We start from the raw sequence: 20701 nt of genomic DNA on the forward strand, positions 1-20701 counted from the left end.
TCTACCGGACAGCGAGATGTCCTATCGAATCTCGGACGGACTTTTGCCGGTGTACTGCTTGAACTGACGACTGAAGAAAAAGATATCGCGGTACCCAAGGGCATCTGCCACTTCGGTCACATTCATGCCAGTGTGCACCAAAAGATGCTCGGCCCGCTCAATGCGCATGCGAATGATATAGGATTGCACGGATGAACCAATCAATTCCTTGAACTTAATCGAGAAGTATCGAGGCGATAATCCAGCCCTTGCAGCGAGGTCTTCCACGCGATGTGTTATCCCCGGATGCTGACGTACATAGTTAGCAACCTCCTGGATGACATCAGACAACTGATTGCTTACCTTTTTCTCCACAGGAGCTTCCGTGTCCGCGCGCAGCAAATGAATCATCAGCTGTTTCAGAATCAACCGGCTCTCCTCATCCCGCCCATATACATCGGATAGGAACAGTCTTACATACCGAGCCAGCAAGTGCTCGAATTCCACCGTTTCCAGTACCTCACGATAGGACTGGGGAACATCATTAACGGGTATATCTACATCAAAATGAATATACGTAAGTACCAACGGTTTTTGCTTATTATGTGTTGCAGTAGGATGATCACCTGGCCTGAACAGAAAACAACTACCCTTGCCTACTTCATACGACCGGTCATTCAGCACAACGGTCCCTTCACCACTCCATACATAAAATAAGTCATAGTTTTGCATCGGTTTTTCCCGCTTCTGCCACTTCCATCCCGGTTCGCAGACAATTTTGGCGACGGCGGGCAAAATAACAAAAGATGACGGCGATGCCTGCAGCATGTCGCCACTCCCCCTTGAAAGTTAATCTCTTTTGCATACTGCATCCATCATGATGCGATATGTGTTTATATAATATGATTTCTGCTCCTGCTGGAGCGAAACGTCTTATCCCATTATACAGCGGAATTCACCGAAACGAAAATGTGCACTTCTCCCATGCTAACCGCATTCGCCTTATCCCCTCTTGAATCTCCTCTTTCTCCAGATGTGCAAAGCCAAAACACGCAGCCGGGGGACTTGGAGTAAGCCAATAACGGATCGCATCTCGGAATATGACACCTTCCTCCTGAGCCAGTGCCTTGAACCGCTTGTAACTGTCGATATCCCCTTTCCACGAAGCATAAATATGCAATCCAGCATCCCCAGGCTGCATAAGGAAGGGTTCCGGTAATTCCCGCTTCATCTCATTGACAAAATAAGCATGCCGTTCCCCGTAGAGACGGGTTAGCCTTCTTAGATGGCGCAAATACCCTCCTCGGGACATAAATTTCGCGAGTGCACGCTGCTCCAGAAGGGCAGGAGGTACGGGTTCGTACAATGCTTTTGCAGCGATCAGTGGCTGTACCAGACTTGGTGGCAGAACCGCGTAACCAAGCCGAATGGATGCAACCATCGTTTGTGAAAATGATCCGACATAGATAACCCGTTGTTCACGATCGAGTACTTTGAGCGGTTCAATCGGCCTGCCTCCCCAGCGAAATTCACTGTCATAATCATCTTCAATAATGACGGCATTTCGCTCCGAGGCCCATTCAAGTATGGTTCTCCGTCTGTCCAGACCAAGGACAGCTCCTGTAGGAAACTGGCGGGTTGGCGTTACAAATAACGTCTGTGCTTCCCAGGACTGCGGAATAATTCCTCCGGTATCTACTTCCGCTGTAATAATTTTTCCTCCGCAGGACTTAACGGCATGGGCAATTCCCTGATAACCCGGGTTTTCCAATACAACTGCAGCCCCTTCAGGGATGAGCAATTGTGTCAGCAAAGTGATGCCCTGCATGGAGCCACTAAACAGCACAATCTGTGATGCCTCAGCCTGAATGCCCCGTGTCCACCTCAGATGTGAAGCGATGGCCTCACGCAGTTCAGGGTCTCCGGCAGCACCACTTTGTTCATGCGACCCGCTCCGATGAACGGCGGCCAGCGCACTTTTCCATTCCGCTTGTGGAAAATGCTCGGCAGGCATACGCTGTACGTGGAAGTTGATGACTCGTTGCTCCGGTGCAAGGGCTGACGGTTGTTGCTTTTGATTCTGAATATTCAGCGTACTCACCCGCTCTCCCCATGGAGAAAGTTGAATGATTGCCTCCCGCTCTGCATGTTCCTGAGCTGTTATGGTATCCGAAACAAAGGTTCCTCTTCCCCTATGCGCTCGCACGTAACCATCGGCGAGCAGCATGTCATATACCTGGGCCACGGAGCCGCGTGACATTTCATATTGACGTGCCAGCTCTCGGGTGGAAGGCAGTCTTGTGCCTCCAACCAGCGTCCCAGCATGAATGGCGTCACGCAAAGCATGGTACAATGCCTCGTATTTGTAGCGGTGTTGAAGCTCGTATGAATCCATAGGCAGCCACAATTCCATCGTGCACCTCTTTTTCCAAATAAATTGGTCTATTAAAGTGAATGTAAATTGGATCTTTTTATATGTCAATGTAGGTTCTATTGTTATGGCTAAGGTACAGCGATTTATTCCACATGCCATTCAAGGGGGAACACCGATGAGAAGAAAAGAATTCAATGTAGATGAAGAGCAGGAAATGATAACATTTCTGGCCCAATGCTCCTTTGGTTTTCTGGGAACGGTCAGTCCGGACGGGCAGCCGCGGGTGACACCGCTAAACTTTGTATATATGGACGGTTGTTTTTATTTTCACGGCAGTCTTGCCGGAGAGAAAATGAAGCAGATCAAGCAGGATTCCTCCGTCAGTTTTACCGTAGCAGAAGAGTTTTCCCTGATTCCATCTTATTTCAGTGATCCCGAGTTAGCTTGTCCGGCAACGTCTTTTTTCAAAAGTGTAATGGCATTCGGACAGGCAGAGCCGGTTCAGGATCTGGACATCAAGGGCAAGGTTCTTCAACGCTTCATGGAGAAACTCCAGCCGCAGGGCGGATATATCCCCATTGATGCAGATGATCCCCGCTACAAGGGTAATCTCAAAGCCGTGGCTGTGGTCCGCATTGTTCCTGAACGGGTCAGTGCCAAATTCAAATTTGGACAGAACCTCTCGGCTGAACGCTTTGATCATATTAGCGGCGAACTGGAACAGCGTAACGAAGGACGCGATGCTGAAACTGCCGAAATGATGCGGAAATACTGTCCTTTTCATCAGAAATAACATTCATTTTCCATCGTATAATCAAAAGGGAGAAGTGACATTAACCTAACCCAAAAACACCCGCAACAACGCGGTGAAGTGATAAAACTGTCATTATGCGTAATTTCCGTGACGGGGGCAAGGCAAGGTGTTATAATGTTAGGCAGTTGAATCCCAAAGACTTGGAAGGATGAAAAGAATGAATCCACTGGCTGAACAGTTGAACGAAAGTATTCAGGCAGGCAGCAGTCACGTCTACTCCATGCTGTCGCAGCTCGGCAAAGAAATCTATTTTCCAAAAGAAGGTATTTTGAGTCAGTCTGCTGAAGCAGCAAGTCTGGCCAAAACCTACAATGCTACGATTGGTATTGCTCTGGAGGACGGTGTGCCGATGCACTTAGCTGTTATTCAGGATAAGCTGTCCGCATACCAACCGAAGGATTTGTACCCTTACGCTCCGCCTGCAGGGAAGCCTGAGTTGCGGACCGTATGGAGAGACAAGATGCTGAAGGAAACACCTTCCCTTGAAGGTAAAACGTTTGGTAACCCCATTGTGACTAACGCATTAACGCATGGACTGAGTATCGTAGCCGACCTGTTCGCCGAAGAAGGGGACGCTGTTATATATCCGGATAAAAACTGGGAAAATTATGAGCTGACCTTTGGAATTCGTCGCCACGGCGAGTTAGTTCATTATCCCTTGTTCGATGATCAATTGAATTTCAACAGTGCAGGCCTGCTCGAAGCGTTGCTTGCGCAGAAGGACAAAGGCAAAGCCATCGTGCTGCTGAACTTCCCGAACAACCCGACAGGTTATACGCCTGGAGCGGAAGAAGCAGATGCAATCGTGGACACGATCCATCAAGCGGCTGAGGCTGGTGTGAACGTCGTTGCTGTGACAGATGATGCCTACTTTGGTCTCTTCTTCGAAGATTCCATTCACGAATCCCTGTTTGGCAAGCTGGCGAACCTTCACCCACGCGTGCTGACTGTCAAAGTTGACGGTGCTACGAAGGAAGAATTCGTATGGGGCTTCCGCGTTGGATTCATCACGTACGCCCATGAAGATGCTGCGGTTCTCCATGCTCTGGAGCAAAAAACACTCGGTATTATCCGGGCAACCATCTCCAGTGGCCCTCATCCTTCCCAAACGTTTGTGCTGGATGCGCTGAAAGCACCTGAGTTTGAAGCACAGAAGCTGGAGAAGTTTGAAATCATGAAAGGCCGCGCCAACAAAGTAAAAGCCATTCTCGATAGCGGTAAATACGGTGAAGTATGGGATTACTATCCGTTCAACTCCGGTTACTTCATGTGCCTGAAGCTGAAGGATGTGGGCGCAGAGCAGCTCCGGACCCATTTGCTGCAGCAATACGGCGTAGGTACCATCGCGCTGGGTGAAGCTGATCTGCGAATTGCCTTCTCCTGTATTGAAGAATCCGGACTGGAAGATTTGTTCGATACGATCTATCGTGGCGTTTTGGATCTACAGACTACTTAATTCATATGCAGTAATGCTTACCCAAGTAAATAAGTCAGGGAGCGGACTTGCGTCCGTTTCCTGACGAATATGATCCCCTTTGTATCCTGACGAATGTCTCTCGATATAAAGGGGTATTTTGTGTTCCGCTTTGAAGACGTATGGCGATCTTGACGGGCAAATGCCCAAAACGATAATTTTCAGGCTCTACCGGGCAACGGCCCAATCAGCCTATCCCCAAGGCACATAATATACGATGTACGCAAGGGCGTGCCCAACACCACTTGAAAAGGGGAATGACCATGTCTGGAGTAGTTGAAGAAACAAGAGGCGGTTATGGATGCGGCGGTTACGGTTACGGAGGATTTACAAATACAGGTGCCATTCTCGTTCTGTTTATCCTGCTCGTCATTATCACTAAATCGTTCCTCTGTTAGTCCATACGTCCTCACCAGGAGTCGGAACAAGGTAAGCTGACTGCAGCACAAAGAAGGGTATTCCGGGATACAGCTCGGAATACCCTTCTTTGGTTACGTTACGCAAGAGCCCTGGTCAGCGCTGCCATTGAACACTAAGTGGTCAGACGTCCGACCGTTCATTCATCCTCTTCTTCCTTCAACCACTTGTTGCCCTGAGAACGTCGCATTAAGTAGATGACCAGCACACCAAGGACCAATGCTGCTCCGGTCATGCTCAGTCCACTCCATCCCGCAGCCAGCATCGGCAGCCACATAAACAAGGCAGTCAGTGCATGCAGATTCGAAATGAATCCCAGTACCTGGGAGCGACGACTCTCTCCCGAGATGGGATAAATCATAATCCAGAACGATTCACTATGACTGCGTCGCAGCGCACCCAGCTGCACACCCACAAGCAGCAGGAAGAACAGGTATACACCAATACCGAAATAACTGCCTGCCGTCCACCAGGACAGCAGCATGCCCAGTACAACCAAGCGCACAACGATGGAGAACACTTCAGTTCGGATGAACGTTTTGGTAATCAGATAGCGATAAGCTTTCCCTGCATTCCACGGGAGACCACTCCCCCATTTGCTGAGCCAGCGGCGAGAACTTACTTTTTGGCCTGATGAAGGTACATCGACGAACCATCCTAGCGTGCGCATCACTCGGCCAGCCTGGCCCTGCTCCACCTGAATGAGACGGTCCCATGAAACCCGATGTTTCAGAGGGATACGCAGGGCAACGATATAAACGACGGCCAGCAGCAGCAGGAACCAGATGCTGCGCTGTGGAGGCTGCCACAACCAGGCGGCAATCGCCAGTACAGCCAATGCCCATCGAAGCAAACGATATCCTCTGGCGGCGCCGATTTGCACCATGCGCAGTTCTTGCCAAGCCCCATAGCTCGATAGCCCTTTCCACAACAGGAGAAGCAGGATAAACCAGCCAAATGGCCTTGCATCCTGATCTGCTCGAACATAGAGCGGCCATAACGTTACAAATACGAGCAGCATACCCAAGGTTTTATAAATCATGCCACGAGCGAAGCTGTTTTTCAGATATTCGTGCATCCGATATTCCTGCGGACGTAAAAATACGATGTCTGCCGGATGCAGATATGTACGATAACTGCTAAACAGCACCAGTGGTGCCAGCAGCAGCAACGTAATCCAACGAATCGGAAATCCCGCCGGGATGTGCTGTACAAACGATGTATACCAGGCGGAGAACGCAATGACGAGAAATAAGAACACCATGGCTACGCCGCTCTGAATGACATAACCCAGATAAGGAAGAATTCCATTCCAGAATCCCGTGCGTCTTTGCTTCCATAGCTGCTTGAGATCCATGCTTAATCCCTGCCTTGTACAAGGGAATAGAACATATGCTCCAACGTGGCATCCGATTCCCCGAATTGAGTACGCAGCTCATTCAGCGTCCCTTGAGCAATGACCTGTCCTCGGTGCAGGACAATAAAACGGTCACAGTAATTTTCAATGGTGGACAGAATATGTGAACTGAGCAGAATGGATGATCCCGAAGCCTTCATTTCAAGCATAAAATCAAGCAAAGAGCGGATTCCGAGGGGGTCAAGTCCCAGGAAAGGCTCATCAATGATATAGAGTGGCGGACCTGCCACAAAAGCACACATGATCATGACCTTTTGCCGCATCCCTTTGGACAGGTGGGTCGACAGACTTGTACTTTTCTCATTCATGCGGAACAAGTCCAGCAGTTTCTCCGTACGCTTTTTGAAATCAGCCTCAGAAACACCATAGGCTCTGGCCGTAAACTCCAGATGCTCCATGACCGTCATCTCGTCGTACAGTTCAGGTGATTCCGGTACAAAGGCCATGGCGGATTGATATACCTGTGGGTCTTCGTCCCGCTTCTTGCCCATGACCCGCACTTCTCCCTGTTGAGGGGTCATCAATCCTAAAATATGCTTCATCGTAGTACTTTTGCCAGCACCGTTTAATCCGATCAGTCCGACCATTTCTCCGCGTCCAACTTCAAGATCGATGCCGTGGAGGACGGGCCGTTTGGCACTATATCCTCCGCTTAGCCCGTTGATTTTCAATACGGGTGGTTGAACGTTATCCATCTATCCCTGCACCTCTTTCGTCAGGTTTTATTCTTCAGAGCGTGGCTCTTTACCTTTGCTCCATTTAGGAGCGCCCTTGTTCTTACGATCCTGGTCCCGTTCTGTTCTGCCTGTATTGCCAGCTGGCTTGCCGCCCGCCGGACGTTGATTCGAAGCAGCCGTTCTGGCGCCGCCATTGCGACTGGCCTGACCAGGTTTACGATCCCGGGACTGCCCTGGTTTTCTGGAGAAAGAATGTCCTTCAGGCCGCGTATCCGGACGCGGATCAGCCTCCAGCACTTTACCCCCGAACAATACACGTTCCGGCAATTCGATTCCAAGTTCCCGCGCAAACTTGCGCATAATGAAAATTTGCGTTTCGTCCACGATCGACAACACGATACCACTGCGACCCATACGACCTGTTCTTCCTGCACGGTGAACATAATGTTCCGAATCAAATGCAGGGTCATAGTTAATGACCATCGGTAAACCTTCAATATCCAGTCCTCTGGCTGCAACCTCGCTCGCGATCAGCAGCTGCAGTTTCCCGTTACGGAAAGCGGATAGCACGTTGCTGCGGGTCACCTTGTCGGCATCTCCATACAGTGCAGCTGCGGAGAATCCAAGGTGATTCATTTTCGCTTCAACCTCGCCAATATCCTCGGTAGCATTCACAAAGACGATGGCGCGATCCGGGTTATACTGTCTAACTAGACGGCGAAGCATATCAATTTTGTTGCGATTTTCTTCCACAAAATAAAAATGCTCCAGTCCCGCCGCAGTTGACCGGTCCGGTTCGATTCCGATCTGTACCGGCTCTTTCATCTCCCGCTTCGCAAGTCCTGCAGTATGTTCATCGATCGTCGCTGACAGGAAAATGAGCTGACGGTCGCGCAGGGCACTGCGCAATACGAAGTCCACATCACTTACCCCGCCGAGCTGAAATACCTGATCTGCCTCGTCAATAACGATCGTGGAGACGTTGTGCATTTTCAGCTTTTTCAGCGTGATCAATTCCTTCAGTCGTCCTGGTGTACCCACGACCAGTTCCGGGTGTTCACGCAGCTTCTCGATCTGACGTTTTACAGCTGCGCCGCCAATTAACCCCAGAACGCCAATTTTGCGTTCTTCTCCATAGCGCTGTGCCTCGCGGACAATCTGCATCGCCAGCTCTTGAGTAGGAGCTATGATGAGCTTCTGTGTCCCTTTTACGTCACTTTTAATGGATTGCAGCAGTGGCAGCAGATAAGCGAGCGTCTTGCCTGTTCCCGTCTGAGATTTCGAAACCACATCGCGACCTTCCAAAATAACCGGGATCGTCTGTGCCTGTACCGGTGAAGGTTCGTTGATGCCATGTCTGGCGAGTACAGCCTCAAGATCCTGTTCTACGCCAATTGAAGCAAATGTTTGATTCGTCATGTATGTCCATCCTTTAAATTTATTCGTTATGACGCTATACACATTCAACTAAACAATATTTACACTAACACTCCAATGACAGAACAACCTTCCGATCGCTGTTATCCCCAGATTTTTTTGAATGAATCCTTTTTGAAAAGGGGAGATCCGGGGATAGCGTATGCTTCCGATGTTGCTTTCTTTTAGAAAGCTTTTAGGCGAAGTGTATGCTTTCGAAGTAGCTTCGCTTCTTCAGATTATTTCTGTCCTCTCCGTTATCGTGTAAATACTTAGTTGAACATATATATCCATGCTTGTACTAATAAAACCGAAGCCTGTCATCACATTACCTTTCATTATATGCGAAAAAAGCCTGTGGACCAAATCTTATTCAGGGACAGAAATTTTTGTTTTAGAATGATTCTTTAAATTGGAAAATATAGTATTATTTATTTGATATAGTTTTTAGAGGTGCTTATATTTCAAGTCATATTATCTTTCTAAAGGAGGTATACCTATGTTTAAGAATCGATCCTTGAGCTTTAAGAAAAGAAAATGGAAAATAACAACATCTTTTGTTCTTGCACTACTGTTATTTGGCTTGTCTGTTCTGCCTGCAATGGCCGCATCTCCGGGAAAAACCGTAAACGCCTCGGCAAAACTGGCATACCATCTCAAAGGACTCAAGCATGACCGTGTTGTGCAAAAGGCATACATCGCGGATAAATACGTGTACGTTACGCAACGTGTGGACGGGACATGTCACCTCTCCAGATTACTCATAAAGGGCAGCGACGCTGTATACGTGGATAAAATGACCATCACGAACAGCGGTCATTGCCAAACGCTGGATATGTATACGTACAATGGGTCCAATTATTTTTATTTTAGTTCAAAAGCCGATCCTTCGGAACCTGAAGTTTGGTCACTACAGGTAGCCAGACTGCAATACGCGGCAGGCAAAACCGTGGATTATACCGATCTACATCGGTTCACGTATATGAATTACGCCAACAAAACCGGTTCGAAATTGGGTGAAACCCGGCGTGTAGACGGAGGCGGCAATAGCAATTATACCGTTTTTCGCGTACAAACGAAGGACAAAACCACCGTCACCTGGTCCATTTATGACACGGTCGCTTTAAACAAACTTCTGGATAATAACAAGCAGGTTCGAATGGACAGCGCAGCTGCGGTGAAGGCCGCTGTTTCCAGCTTCACGCAGTCGGGCAGTGGCATTATCAGACCCAACGGATCGTTTCAGGGAGTAGACCTGCTGGGCAAAACGCAAATATTTACATCAGGCGGGGGAGAAGGGGAAACTCCTCAGATTGCCAAGATTTCAAGTTCAGGTGCTTACCAATCCCTTGTGAAAATAACAAATGTCGGGAAACATGAAATTGAGGGCGTACAGACCAAGAACGGGAACGTATACTTCACCATCGTTACCGATCCAGGCAATAAAGCGAACGGGCAGAAAATATACTACGTTCCCGATAGCATTTTCTAACTGACTGCTGAAAGAGGCATAACACATAACCGTTGGTCACTCCGCCAAGATCCTCCCCAACCGCCGTCCTTGCTCTGAATGATGAAGAGCAAGGCGGCGGTTTTTCACATTTAACAAAAAAAAGAAAAGCCCCTCGGCGGAGCCCTTCTCTTATCCGATATATGATGCCCATTGTTGCATCTTACTTCTGATTCATTACACCGTGCGACAGCCTGTCAGCAAGACGCGGAAATAGCTGATACAGCCACACTCCAGCCGAAGCCAGTCTGGGCAGATTCACTTCTTCCTTGCGCTTCTTCATCGCCCGGATCATATGCCCTGCAACCTCTTCCGGCTTCAGCATCATCCAGCGTACATTATTAACATAGTTACCGGAGGGGTCAGCCCGTTGGAAGAAAGGTGTATCGATGGGTCCGGGATTAATGGTCGTTACCGTGATTCCGGTCTTGCGAAGTTCCTGGCGCAGGGCATTGCTGAAGCCAAGTACGGCGTGTTTGGTTGCTGTATATGAAGCAGATTTTGCAGTTCCGATCTTGCCAGCCATGGAAGCTACATTCACGATCTGTCCTCTGCCTCGTTGTAACATCTGCGGCAGCACTGCCTTGGTACAGCGAACAATGCCCATGTAATTAACGTCCATCATCTCATCGAATTCCTGCACAGACATATCCGTCATGGCCGCAAATTTTCCGTAACCAGCGTTATTCAGCAAAATATCGATTCGTCCGTATTTCTGCAACATCGCATCCACGGCTATCTGAACTTGCTCATTATTCGTTACGTCTAACGTGAGTAGTTCATGCTGCCCTTTCAGCGAAGCACCAATCTCTTCCAGCTTGTCCCACGAGCGGGCAGCCAGAATCGGGATGGCTCCTTCTTCTATCAGCATCTGTGCACAGAGCGCACCAATTCCGCTCGACGCACCCGTGATAAAAACAACCTGATCTTTTAGCATACCCGACGTCCTCCCGTATTGAACACATATTGCCCCTAGAGGCGTATGGTTCTATTCTACGAGATCATCACTTGAATATCCATCTCACCGATTCCGTCCATCATCAAAGGAATGCTCAATGCCTTCGTTGCACTAAAGGAAGTCAGATATTCAGAATTCATCACTTGCGGAGGTGTAATATCAACAACGACACCCTGATTGGACAGGATGGTACTTGCATTGCCGCTAATCATATTGCCAAGTTCCGAAATAGCACTTTTACTCATTTCGTCCATTTCAGTAATGACAAAGCCGCCCATCATGGCAGAAACGATTTTCAATGCAACCGACTCTTGTATTCCAAACACGATGTTTCCGCTTAGTTGTCCAGTCATTCCGATCACGATCCAGACATGGTCTGCAATGTACTCCACATTTTTCACGCCAAGACTCCCGGTGGAAGGCGAAACCTGGATGAGCTGTTCGAATACGTTCCGTGCGGATTCCAGGAAAGGATTAATCACTTCCGCTTTCACTGTCTATTGTCCCCCTTACACTGGGTTATTGGTCACACACCAAAAGTCCCATATTCAATAAATTTATTATACTTTATCACGTACAAGAATTCACCAAGAATTCGGCAAGGCATGTGTACTATAATTTATCGTCATCCGCGGAGCAAATGTTTATAGCTGATTGTAGCGAAAAATCGAGGCTTTTCGCATCTGTTGCAAGAACCATTGCCATGAAGAGGCATGGCAAAAGGCATTTAGGACTTTTTTACTGTTTCTTAAAATGTTAAAAATTTAATTTCTTGAAATAAAATTAATTTCTCGTTCTAATGGACCTCCCCAAATCCATGATGTTCCCTTCATTGCCCTGCTGTCCTGAATCACCTATAATTTAAGGAACGGAATAATGACCAGTTACGGGATTCCACCTATGGATAGACAGAAGACATTTTGCGTGCAAGGAGGCCATACATGAATATCAGTCAACTGGAGACGCTGATTACCATCTCGAAAACGATGAGTTTCCGCAAAGCCGGAGAACTCCTAAATTTGACCCAGCCCGCCGTCTCGGCCCAGATCAAGAGCCTGGAGGATGAATTCAGCACCGTTCTTGTCGATCGGAACCAACCGGTCACCCTCACCGATCGCGGACAGGTATTTCTTCAACATGCCGAACGAATGCTGGACATCGTGGGAGAGCTGAAACAGAAGCTGATGGATCTCGATGAGACCCCTCAGGGACATATCAGACTCGGTACAACCACATCTATTGCCATTCAGATTTTGCCACGGGTCTTATCCTACTTTCAGGATCAATTTCCACTCATCAAGACCAGTATCCAATCCCTGCCTTCTTCACAGATCTATACCCAGGTCGAGAATGGTATGGTCGATATCGGTATCGGTTATCTTACGGAGCGTAATCCTAACCTGAATACGTCCGTGTTGTATTATGACACTTTCGAGCTTGTGGTATCTCCTTTCCATCCACTGGCGAAGCAAAAGCATGCCGCGGTGGATGTTCTGCGCAGCACACCTCTGATTTTGCTATCTCCGGATACGGTGGGGCGCCGCTTTACGGAAGGCATTTTCAAAAAACATAATATTGAGCCCAATATCGTTATGGAGTTGTCAAGCAGCGAGGAAGTGAAACGGATGGTTGAGATCAATCTCGGGGCAGCCGTTATATCCAAACAATCCGTTGCCCATGAGTTGCGGCAAGGCACACTGCGCATGATTCCACTCAGTGAACTGGAGGTCAGTCACCCTGTCGGAGTCATCTACAAATCAAGTCGTTATGTGAATTCGGCCATGCAGCAATTCCTGAGCGATCTCAAAGGCATGCCGGAGACCCAGTTCATCAGTTCAGAATGATAAATGAGCCATGAGAAAGGAAGGATTTCCATATGAAATTTGATCTTCACACCCATCATTTTCGTTGTGGTCATGCAGACGGCAATATTCGCGACTATATCGAGGCAGGTATTCAGTCTGGACTTCAGGTCATCGGTATCTCGGATCATACACCTTACTTCGGCAGTGACGAGGAGCAGGCATTTCCCCGGATCGCGATGGGCAAGTCGGAATTGCGTCATTACGTGGAAGAAGTACTGGCTCTGAAGGAAGAATACGCGGGCAAAATTGATGTGCTGCTTGGCATTGAATCCGACTATTTCCCTGTCCATGCCGAATTGTATCGCAATACACTGGGGCAATATCCTTTTGATTATATTATTGGTTCAGTTCATCATACGGAAGATGTCAGCATATTCAACAAAACCCGCTGGAACGGATTAAGTGCTGCACGTAAGGTTGAAGTGAAAGAGAGTTACTATGCATTGATTCGGCAATCAGCCCGAAGCGGCATGTTCCAGATTCTCGGACATATTGATGCCATGAAAGGAAATTACCCACCTTTCTCGGACATTATCGCAGATCAAGCCATTGATGAAACGCTGCAGGTCATTGCAGAATCGAACGTGGCTATTGAAATTAATACGTCGGGTAAAACCAAGCTTAGTGGTGGCTGGTACCCGTCCGATGCCATTCTGGAGCGTGCGCATCATTACGGAGTGAAGGTGACCTTCGGATCAGATGCCCACAAACCGCAGCGTGTTGCCGATGAACTGGATGACGTTCGTACACGTCTGCAAGAGATTGGATTCACTGAATGGGTATACTTCAAGCAGAAACAAATGCAAGTTGTACCGTTTTAAACATAGAGCACCAAAATAGCCCTCACGGCGTAAAAACGCTGTGGGGGGTTTTCTTTGTATCCTAATATAAAAAAAAGATGTTATATAAGTTCTGTCATCGGAGTGTTGGTGTAGAAATTCCATAGTTAAACTTATATAGACAAAAAAAATGAACCCGCTAAGCGCGGGTTCCAACAGCATAATCTATTATCAAAAAGGGGGTCATGAGATAAGTTTACCCGCTGTCTGTTAGAGTTCAATTGCAGCTATATTTCAATTGTGTAACAAATGATTGAAGTTCGTTTCAAACCTCTGCTGTTTCATTTTATTCGGCAATAGAAACATTTCGATCTATATTTTTCTGATTGAAAGGCGCTCTTTGGATTGATGCAATATGCTCTATTCTATGTTATTCGTGCTTGTCGGATACCAACGTTTGCAGGCGATTTTCCCAATGAGAACGGATATGCTGTTCACGATACAGACTATACACCTTAACATCCAGCAGAGTATCCGGCGTCTCACCATCCTCATGATTCAAAACAAACGAGGGCAGGGTCCGTTCATAAATCATACCGCTTTTGCAAAGAACCCGTTCGGATGATACATTTGCCTCGTAACAGCGGGCTTCCACTTTGCACAAATTAAGCTCGGCAAAACCGAATTCCAGCAAACGCTGTACGGCCTCAGTCGCGACTCCCTTACCCCAGGTGGACCTGTTCAGAATATATCCGATCTGTGCGGTACCGTTCTGTTCGTTCCAATGCTGGAATGAAGTGATGCCGATGATCTGTTCGCTGCCTTTCCAGCAGATGCCGTAATGCAGTGAATCCAGCTTGGCACTGCTGCTGCGAATCTGATTCAATAATCGCCGAGCCCGGATTGGTGTGGGCTGACTCCCCCTGTTTACATAACGGATCACCTGCGGGTCGGAAAACAGCTCCGACAATGTGCTGTAATCACTCTGACGTAATGATCGAAGAACAAGGCGCTCTGTCCATAAAGCAGGCAATCCTTGGCCCAGCATTTTTCGGGTCAGCATGACAATCGCTCCTTTTGCCTAACGGGTTCTAGTCCGGTAAGACAAGCATGCTCTGAGGTAGATCCGGCGCAAATAAAATACATGGATAAACGATGAAACATCACTATGCTCTACAATACTACGCTCAGTAGCCCGAACATTAGTATGCCAATTCATTACAGCGGTTTATTCCTGACCTAACTAATCCGTTTGCAGCCCGCGATAAACGCCTGTACGAAGCTCTCGGATATAGAAATCAAGCGAAGGCACCTGAGCCTGCTGAGCAGCCTTTACTTCCTGCTCAATATCATAAGGAACCCTTACAAATTGAAGATTGAACGGGGTATTCCGATCATTGCTGTCCTCTCCTTCAAGGATACAATAAGAAGCCTGGGTAAAATCAAGCGGGTTACCCACACTGCCTGCATTGAACAGCATTTTCCCATTCATAAACTGCAAGTATGCGTTATGCACATCCCCATATCCCACGACATCCGCCACACCGAACTCAGGCTCATCTGCCGGAGGCTCGAACATCGCTAACCTTTTCTCGATCTCATCCCACGGCTGTACACGGTGATATACACTTTGAGGAGAGGCATGCACCAAGCGGATCGTACGACCACTCAGCTCTAATTGGTGGCTAAAAGGCAAGCTCTCCAGATATGCCAATCGCTCCTTACCCAGCCGCTTCGCTTGCCAAGTAAAATTCTCGTTGTCCTGATTAACCGCAACCAACTCATCCCAGTTGCCACGGATGACGTGCTCACATGTCTCTCTCACCAGATCTACAACCTGTACCGGATCAGGCCCCTTGCCAACGAGGTCGCCAAGACAAAAGATTCGCTTCAATCCGCGACTTCGAATATCTTTTAATACCGCTTCCCAAGCAGTCATGTTGCCATGAATATCGGATACAATCGCAATTCGTTCCATCTGGCTAACCTCCCTTTATGCTCTATATTCTTTATGTTGTTAACCCTTTAGTTCAAAAACAGTCAATTCCGGCCTGCACAAAAAGCGAATCGGCAGTTGGGTCATGCCAAAGCCACGGTTCACATAGACAGGCATATGCTTATCCCCTGCGTAATATAACCCTTGAATATACTTTAGTGAACCTCTTGGTGTAGTCAGTGCCCCAATCCAGGGAAAACGCACCTGCCCGCCATGACTGTGTCCAGAGAGCTGTAGTCCGAAACCATAAGGTGCTGCAATGTCTGCATAATCGGGCTCATGCATAAGCAGCAGTTTCCAGACCTCTCTACTCAATCCCTTCATGGCTGCAACAGGATCAGGTCTGCCCGTAAGCGCGTCATCCAAACCTGCTATCGCAATACGTGAATCCCCTCGCTCAATCAGAACATGGCTGTTTCGAAGAAGCGTGAACCCGGCCTCTTTAAACATCAGCTCCACTTCATGCTGCTGATGGCCTCGGTAATCATGGTTCCCCAATACGGCATATTTGCCATACTTCGCTTGCATTGAAGCCAGTGCAGGAATACATTCACGCATCGGTTCTGCTTCCCGTTCAACCATATCTCCGGTAAAACAAATCAGATCAGGCTGCTGCTCCCGTATCGTTTCAGCCAGCTTCTCCATTTGTTTCAGCCCCGTATGGAATCCAAGATGTGCATCACTGAACTGAATTACACGCAGTCCCTCGAATGCTTTTGGAAACTTGGGCAATTTCAATTCAACATGCTTGATCTCCAGGTGACGAGGCTCCCATAACCAGGCGTATCCTCCTGTGAGCAAACTGGCACTCGCCGTCATGAAGATCATGCGCAGCAAAAAACTTCGCCGGGAGGGATCATGATCCTTTTCCTCCCCGGGAAAAATGGGGTTCTCCGAATCAGATCCATACTGTGAGCGCTGGGGCGGCGAGATCTTGCTGCCCTCACGCGGTGTTTCTCCCATGCGTCCCCCTCCTTCTTCCGCTCCAAATCCATCCCCTTAGTATACCATATTCTATGTGACTAGCCCGGATCCTTTGCGAGTACAGAAAAAGAAGCCGTAATCTTAGGCTTCATGCGCCCAGGATCACGACTTCTTGTAATGGTGCAGATTGGATGTTCTGCAATGGATATGAATAGATTACACGCCCAACCAGCGTTTAAACATATGTTTGGTCGTTTGTTTGTTCATTTCGGCAATGGAAGTTGTCAATGGAATCCCTTTTGGACAAGAGCGTACGCAGTTCTGCGAGTTACCACAGCCCTCAATACCTCCGTCTTCCATAAGTGCTTCCAAGCGGTCTTCAGCGTTCATCTCCCCTGTTGGGTGAGCATTGAACAGACGTACTTGAGAAAGAGCAGCCGGACCGATAAAGTCTGTCTTTTCATTGACGTTCGGGCAAGCCTCGAGGCATACACCACATGTCATACATTTGGACAGCTCATAAGCCCACTGACGTTTCTTCTCAGGCATCCGCGGACCTGGACCGAGGTCATAGGTACCGTCAATCGGAATCCACGCTTTAACCCGTTTCAGGGCGTTAAACATCCGGGTACGGTCGATGACGAGGTCACGAACCACCGGGAAGGTTTTCATCGGTTCAATGCGAACCGGCTGTTCGAGCTTGTCGATCAGGGCAGCACACGCTTGACGCGGTTTGCCGTTGATGACCATGGAGCATGCTCCACAGACTTCTTCGAGACAGTTCGATTCCCAGCAGACAGGGGCAATGGACTTGCCTTCTGTATTAACCGGGTTCCGCTGGATCTCCATCAGGGCGCTAATAACGTTCATGCCGGGACGGTACGGAAGCTCAAACTCTTCGTTGTACGAAGATGACTCCGGGCTGTCCTGACGGGTGATGATAAACTTGACGGTTTTTTTTGCTGTAGCTGTGTCCGTCATATCGTTGTCCCCTCCTTTGAGTGACGATGATTGGTGTTGCTGATGCGCAAAGTTACTCTTTTGGTGCACGGGTGGCGCTCCGGCAGCGGAATGCCCTTCTGATCGCTGTTATCCCCGGATTTTTTTGATCAACCCTTCCCAGGGTTAAAATCCGGTAATAAAGGCGAGCGCTTCGCTTCTTCTGGGCATTTCCGCTTCCTCCGCTACGTCGTGCAAGCAGGGTCACTTTGCTGGAAACTGCACTCCATTCATACTGGATGCAGTATTTAGTTTCTAAAGCATCGCAAGGCGCTTTACTGAAAATAGCCATAATTCATTCTGGTTAGTAGTAACATTGAGAAGCTCCGCGTACGCTTTGCCTCTATGTGTCTACTTCTTTTCCGTTAAGTTGCTAAGTCATTAACTTTATTAATAGACCGAAATTTCGCTTTACTTAATCCTTCGAGTAGTCCCGGATCCGTGGTGGGATCAGGGAAACGTCTACAGGCTCGTACGAAATTTTTGGACCTTCCTTCGACCAACTTGCGATCGTTGTTTTCAGGAATTCCTCGTCATTCCGTTCGGTGAAATCCGGTTTGTAGTGCGCTCCACGGCTTTCGTTACGCAGCAGTGCGCCCAACGTCATCGCTTCTGCCAGTTCAAGCATATTCCACAGCTGGCGGGTAAATGCTGCACCCGGGTTGTTCCAACCGGAAGTATCGTACATGTTGATTTTGCCGTAACGCTCTTTCAATTCCTTGATTTTGCCGATAGTCGCTTCCAGCTTATCGTTGTAGCGTACCACCGTCATATTCGCCGTCATCCACTCGCCAAGCTCTTTGTGAATGACATAAGCATTTTCATTGCCCTGCATGTTCAGGATGCCTTCGTATTTATCAGTTTGGCGCTTGGCATAACCATCGAATACAGAAGAACTGATATCTGCGGACGATTTTTTGAGTCCTTTAATATATTCAACCGCTTTCGGTCCAGCCACCATACCACCGTAGATTGCCGATACCAGGGAATTCGCACCGAGACGGTTCGCACCATGATATTGGTATTCACATTCACCAGCTGCGAACAGTCCTGGAATGTTGGTCATTTGGTTATAATCTACCCACATGCCGCCCATGGAATAATGCACTGCCGGGAAGATTTTCATCGGGATTTTGCGTGGGTCATCACCCATGAACTTCTCATAGATCTCAATGATTCCGCCGAGCTTCACATCCAGCTCCTTCGGATCTTTGTGTGACAGGTCAAGGTAGACCATGTTCTCGCCGTTCACGCCGAGGCCCATATCCACGCAGACGCTGAAAATTTCGCGCGTCGCGATATCACGCGGAACAAGGTTACCGTATGACGGATACTTCTCTTCGAGGAAGTACCAAGGTTTACCGTCTTTGTACGTCCAGATCCGTCCACCTTCACCACGAGCCGATTCGGACATCAGACGCAGCTTGTCATCGCCTGGAATGGCTGTCGGGTGAATCTGAATGAACTCACCGTTCGCGTAATTTACACCTTGCTGATACACCGCACTTGCGGCAGTACCTGTATTGATAACCGAGTTGGTTGTTTTACCGAAAATAATGCCAGGGCCGCCGCTCGCCAGAATAACTGCTTCTGCCGGGAACGTTTGTACCTTCATCGTTTTCAGATCCTGTGCTACAATCCCGCGGCAGATGCCTTCGTCATCAATAACTGCCTGCAGGAACTCCCAGTTCTCATACTTGGTCACGAGACCGGCCGCTTCCCAGCGACGCACCTGCTCATCCAACGCGTAGAGCAATTGTTGTCCTGTCGTTGCACCGGCAAACGCTGTACGGTGATGCTTCGTTCCGCCGAAACGACGGAAATCAAGCAAACCTTCCGGTGTCCGGTTAAACATTACGCCCATCCGGTCCATCAAGTGAATGATGCCTGGTGCCGCTTCACACATCGCTTTGACTGGAGGCTGATTCGCCAAAAAGTCACCGCCATATACGGTATCGTCAAAGTGTACCCATGGGGAGTCGCCCTCACCCTTGGTATTTACAGCACCGTTGATACCGCCCTGGGCACATACGGAGTGGGATCTTTTAACGGGAACCAGTGAAAATAAATGAACATGGACTCCGGCTTCAGCCGATTTGATCGCCGCCATCAATCCCGCGAGACCTCCGCCCACAATAATTACATTAGATGATGCCATTGCTGTTCACTCCCTTATAAGTCAGCATTTAAAGTCCAAATGCTTAAATCAGAACTGTTTTAACTGCGTCAATCATCGAAGTGGCTACCTGGAAATCCATGCTCCGGAAAGCAAGCAGCGATGCAATAAACATGAGAGCTACAATAGCAAACAAGCTCATGCAAATGTAGGAAGATACACGCTGCGCACGCGGACCGACGGTAATTCCCCAGCTAACCAGAAACGACCACAAACCGTTGGCAAAGTGATAGGATGCCGCAACCACACTGATCAGATATAAAATAAACGTTACCGGGTTCATCACGATGCCGTGTATGACACCGCCAAGCTCTTCGTGTGTGACATTCCCCAACGCAACCTGGAAACGAGTCTCCCAAATATGCCAGATGACGAACACAAACGTAATGACACCGCTGACGCGCTGCAACGTATAGCGCCAGTTGCGCTCATTGCCAAAACGTCCCACGTTAGGCTTGGCCTGATAGGCAATGTACAAACCATATACACCGTGATAGAACAGCGGCAACCAGATGAGAAGCGTTTCAAGTACAATTACGAGCGGCAGGCCATTCAGAAATGCAACTGCATCGTTAAAGCCTTCTTTGCCGCCTTCAACTGCCGAGAAGTTCGTCACCATATGCTCAATGAAAAACAGACTGAGCGGAATGACGCCAAGCAAGGAGTGCAGCTTTCTGGAGTAAAACCCTTTCATAAAATGTCGATCCCCTTTCGCTAAATACAACGTTTTCATAAATAAAATTCGCTTATCATGACACAAACCTTTCCCAAGGAAAGGTTCGACAAATTGTTCCGTTTTCTTCAGGTGTGAACAACTTGTGTCACGATTCATGTTACTCCTTTTTTTCTTATAAGGGAATTGCAATATAATTATTAAATGTTATAACCTATAGGTATAAGTTATAAACATCGGTCGTGCAGGCCAT

The 20701-nt window shown here is 48.2% G+C and carries 19 protein-coding genes; 6 read left to right on the top strand and 13 right to left on the bottom strand.

Annotated features, from left to right (window positions below):
* Nucleotides 1-21 precede the first annotated feature (21 nt).
* The gene (locus MKY42_RS26860; protein ID WP_053783204.1) at nucleotides 22-807 is read right to left on the bottom strand and encodes an AraC family transcriptional regulator; all 786 of its coding nucleotides are present in this window, start codon (nucleotides 805-807) and stop codon (nucleotides 22-24) included.
* 127 nt (nucleotides 808-934) lie between these two features.
* Nucleotides 935-2392, bottom strand: a complete 1458-nt coding sequence (locus MKY42_RS26865) for a PLP-dependent aminotransferase family protein (RefSeq protein WP_339846053.1) — start codon at nucleotides 2390-2392, stop codon at nucleotides 935-937.
* Nucleotides 2393-2528: 136 nt separating this feature from the next.
* Here MKY42_RS26865 and MKY42_RS26870 point away from each other — a divergent pair, with 136 nt between their 5' ends.
* From MKY42_RS26870 to MKY42_RS26880, 3 genes are all read left to right on the top strand, one after another.
* Nucleotides 2529-3146 carry a pyridoxamine 5'-phosphate oxidase family protein gene (locus MKY42_RS26870; protein ID WP_339853116.1) on the top strand — a complete coding sequence of 206 codons (618 nt, stop codon included), beginning with the start codon at nucleotides 2529-2531 and terminating at the stop codon, nucleotides 3144-3146.
* A gap of 178 nt (nucleotides 3147-3324) precedes the next feature.
* On the top strand, nucleotides 3325-4623 hold the full coding sequence (locus tag MKY42_RS26875; RefSeq protein ID WP_339853119.1) for an aminotransferase class I/II-fold pyridoxal phosphate-dependent enzyme: 1299 nt from the start codon (nucleotides 3325-3327) through the stop codon (nucleotides 4621-4623).
* Nucleotides 4624-4904: 281 nt separating this feature from the next.
* Nucleotides 4905-5039: a YjcZ family sporulation protein gene (locus MKY42_RS26880; RefSeq protein WP_208642755.1), complete on the top strand. Its 135-nt coding sequence runs from the start codon at nucleotides 4905-4907 to the stop codon at nucleotides 5037-5039.
* 158 nt (nucleotides 5040-5197) lie between these two features.
* Here the strand turns inward: MKY42_RS26880 and MKY42_RS26885 are convergent, their stop codons facing one another.
* The 3 genes from MKY42_RS26885 to MKY42_RS26895 are packed head-to-tail and all read right to left on the bottom strand — an operon-like array spanning nucleotide 5198 to nucleotide 8571.
* A complete protein-coding gene (locus tag MKY42_RS26885) occupies nucleotides 5198-6415 on the bottom strand; it encodes an ABC transporter permease (protein WP_339846056.1) in 1218 nt (405 codons plus the stop codon).
* A 2-nt stretch (nucleotides 6416-6417) separates the two neighbouring features.
* Entirely contained in the window at nucleotides 6418-7170 is a 753-nt protein-coding gene (locus MKY42_RS26890) for an ABC transporter ATP-binding protein (RefSeq protein ID WP_072735467.1), read from the bottom strand.
* 27 nt (nucleotides 7171-7197) lie between these two features.
* Nucleotides 7198-8571: a DEAD/DEAH box helicase gene (locus tag MKY42_RS26895; RefSeq protein WP_339846059.1), complete on the bottom strand. Its 1374-nt coding sequence runs from the start codon at nucleotides 8569-8571 to the stop codon at nucleotides 7198-7200.
* A 496-nt stretch (nucleotides 8572-9067) separates the two neighbouring features.
* On the opposite strand from MKY42_RS26895, the gene MKY42_RS26900 reads away from it, so the two are divergent.
* Nucleotides 9068-10060, top strand: a complete 993-nt coding sequence (locus MKY42_RS26900) for a helveticin J family class III bacteriocin (protein WP_339846062.1) — start codon at nucleotides 9068-9070, stop codon at nucleotides 10058-10060.
* A gap of 181 nt (nucleotides 10061-10241) precedes the next feature.
* Here the strand turns inward: MKY42_RS26900 and MKY42_RS26905 are convergent, their stop codons facing one another.
* On the bottom strand, nucleotides 10242-11015 hold the full coding sequence (locus MKY42_RS26905) for an SDR family NAD(P)-dependent oxidoreductase (RefSeq protein WP_179263102.1): 774 nt from the start codon (nucleotides 11013-11015) through the stop codon (nucleotides 10242-10244).
* Nucleotides 11016-11071: 56 nt separating this feature from the next.
* Nucleotides 11072-11530, bottom strand: coding sequence for a chemotaxis protein CheX (locus MKY42_RS26910; protein ID WP_090904490.1), 459 nt, complete (start codon nucleotides 11528-11530; stop codon nucleotides 11072-11074).
* A 447-nt stretch (nucleotides 11531-11977) separates the two neighbouring features.
* Between MKY42_RS26910 and MKY42_RS26915 the strand changes: the two genes are divergently transcribed.
* Together MKY42_RS26915 and MKY42_RS26920 are read left to right on the top strand one after the other, a co-directional pair.
* Nucleotides 11978-12880, top strand: a complete 903-nt coding sequence (locus MKY42_RS26915) for a LysR family transcriptional regulator (protein WP_053783212.1) — start codon at nucleotides 11978-11980, stop codon at nucleotides 12878-12880.
* A gap of 32 nt (nucleotides 12881-12912) precedes the next feature.
* Nucleotides 12913-13722 carry a histidinol-phosphatase gene (locus MKY42_RS26920; RefSeq protein WP_090904491.1) on the top strand — a complete coding sequence of 270 codons (810 nt, stop codon included), beginning with the start codon at nucleotides 12913-12915 and terminating at the stop codon, nucleotides 13720-13722.
* Between the two features lie 388 nt (nucleotides 13723-14110).
* Here the strand turns inward: MKY42_RS26920 and MKY42_RS26925 are convergent, their stop codons facing one another.
* The 6 genes from MKY42_RS26925 to MKY42_RS26950 all read right to left on the bottom strand — a co-directional run bounded on the left by MKY42_RS26925 (nucleotide 14111) and on the right by MKY42_RS26950 (nucleotide 20469).
* Entirely contained in the window at nucleotides 14111-14743 is a 633-nt protein-coding gene (locus tag MKY42_RS26925; protein WP_090904492.1) for a GNAT family N-acetyltransferase, read from the bottom strand.
* 180 nt (nucleotides 14744-14923) lie between these two features.
* Nucleotides 14924-15658: a metallophosphoesterase family protein gene (locus MKY42_RS26930; RefSeq protein ID WP_090904493.1), complete on the bottom strand. Its 735-nt coding sequence runs from the start codon at nucleotides 15656-15658 to the stop codon at nucleotides 14924-14926.
* A gap of 39 nt (nucleotides 15659-15697) precedes the next feature.
* On the bottom strand, nucleotides 15698-16639 hold the full coding sequence (locus MKY42_RS26935) for a metallophosphoesterase (RefSeq protein WP_090904494.1): 942 nt from the start codon (nucleotides 16637-16639) through the stop codon (nucleotides 15698-15700).
* A gap of 177 nt (nucleotides 16640-16816) precedes the next feature.
* On the bottom strand, nucleotides 16817-17581 hold the full coding sequence (sdhB, locus tag MKY42_RS26940) for a succinate dehydrogenase iron-sulfur subunit (RefSeq protein WP_053783217.1): 765 nt from the start codon (nucleotides 17579-17581) through the stop codon (nucleotides 16817-16819).
* A gap of 433 nt (nucleotides 17582-18014) precedes the next feature.
* Nucleotides 18015-19757 carry a succinate dehydrogenase flavoprotein subunit gene (gene sdhA, locus MKY42_RS26945; RefSeq protein WP_090904495.1) on the bottom strand — a complete coding sequence of 581 codons (1743 nt, stop codon included), beginning with the start codon at nucleotides 19755-19757 and terminating at the stop codon, nucleotides 18015-18017.
* A 43-nt stretch (nucleotides 19758-19800) separates the two neighbouring features.
* Nucleotides 19801-20469, bottom strand: coding sequence for a succinate dehydrogenase cytochrome b558 subunit (locus MKY42_RS26950; RefSeq protein ID WP_076290972.1), 669 nt, complete (start codon nucleotides 20467-20469; stop codon nucleotides 19801-19803).
* Between the last annotated feature and the right edge of the window lie 232 nt (nucleotides 20470-20701).

Origin of the sequence: Paenibacillus sp. FSL W7-1088 (assembly GCF_037969855.1) — a bacterium.
GTDB lineage: Bacteria > Bacillota > Bacilli > Paenibacillales > Paenibacillaceae > Paenibacillus.

Bases quoted from the DNA above. Each gene is read 5' to 3' on its own strand.
- sdhA (WP_090904495.1), bottom strand. From the start codon at position 19,757: ATGGCATCATCTAATGTAATTATTGTGGGCGGAGGTCTCGCGGGATTG.
- MKY42_RS26920 (WP_090904491.1), top strand. From the start codon at position 12,913: ATGAAATTTGATCTTCACACCCATCATTTTCGTTGTGGTCATGCAGAC.
- MKY42_RS26950 (WP_076290972.1), bottom strand. From the start codon at position 20,469: ATGAAAGGGTTTTACTCCAGAAAGCTGCACTCCTTGCTTGGCGTCATT.
- MKY42_RS26870 (WP_339853116.1), top strand. From the start codon at position 2,529: ATGAGAAGAAAAGAATTCAATGTAGATGAAGAGCAGGAAATGATAACA.
- MKY42_RS26860 (WP_053783204.1), bottom strand. From the start codon at position 807: ATGCTGCAGGCATCGCCGTCATCTTTTGTTATTTTGCCCGCCGTCGCC.
- MKY42_RS26890 (WP_072735467.1), bottom strand. From the start codon at position 7,170: ATGGATAACGTTCAACCACCCGTATTGAAAATCAACGGGCTAAGCGGA.
- MKY42_RS26935 (WP_090904494.1), bottom strand. From the start codon at position 16,639: ATGGGAGAAACACCGCGTGAGGGCAGCAAGATCTCGCCGCCCCAGCGC.
- MKY42_RS26875 (WP_339853119.1), top strand. From the start codon at position 3,325: ATGAATCCACTGGCTGAACAGTTGAACGAAAGTATTCAGGCAGGCAGC.
- MKY42_RS26915 (WP_053783212.1), top strand. From the start codon at position 11,978: ATGAATATCAGTCAACTGGAGACGCTGATTACCATCTCGAAAACGATG.
- MKY42_RS26905 (WP_179263102.1), bottom strand. From the start codon at position 11,015: ATGCTAAAAGATCAGGTTGTTTTTATCACGGGTGCGTCGAGCGGAATT.
- sdhB (WP_053783217.1), bottom strand. From the start codon at position 17,581: ATGACGGACACAGCTACAGCAAAAAAAACCGTCAAGTTTATCATCACC.
- MKY42_RS26895 (WP_339846059.1), bottom strand. From the start codon at position 8,571: ATGACGAATCAAACATTTGCTTCAATTGGCGTAGAACAGGATCTTGAG.
- MKY42_RS26880 (WP_208642755.1), top strand. From the start codon at position 4,905: ATGTCTGGAGTAGTTGAAGAAACAAGAGGCGGTTATGGATGCGGCGGT.
- MKY42_RS26865 (WP_339846053.1), bottom strand. From the start codon at position 2,392: ATGGAATTGTGGCTGCCTATGGATTCATACGAGCTTCAACACCGCTAC.
- MKY42_RS26925 (WP_090904492.1), bottom strand. From the start codon at position 14,743: ATGCTGACCCGAAAAATGCTGGGCCAAGGATTGCCTGCTTTATGGACA.
- MKY42_RS26885 (WP_339846056.1), bottom strand. From the start codon at position 6,415: ATGGATCTCAAGCAGCTATGGAAGCAAAGACGCACGGGATTCTGGAAT.
- MKY42_RS26930 (WP_090904493.1), bottom strand. From the start codon at position 15,658: ATGGAACGAATTGCGATTGTATCCGATATTCATGGCAACATGACTGCT.
- MKY42_RS26900 (WP_339846062.1), top strand. From the start codon at position 9,068: ATGTTTAAGAATCGATCCTTGAGCTTTAAGAAAAGAAAATGGAAAATA.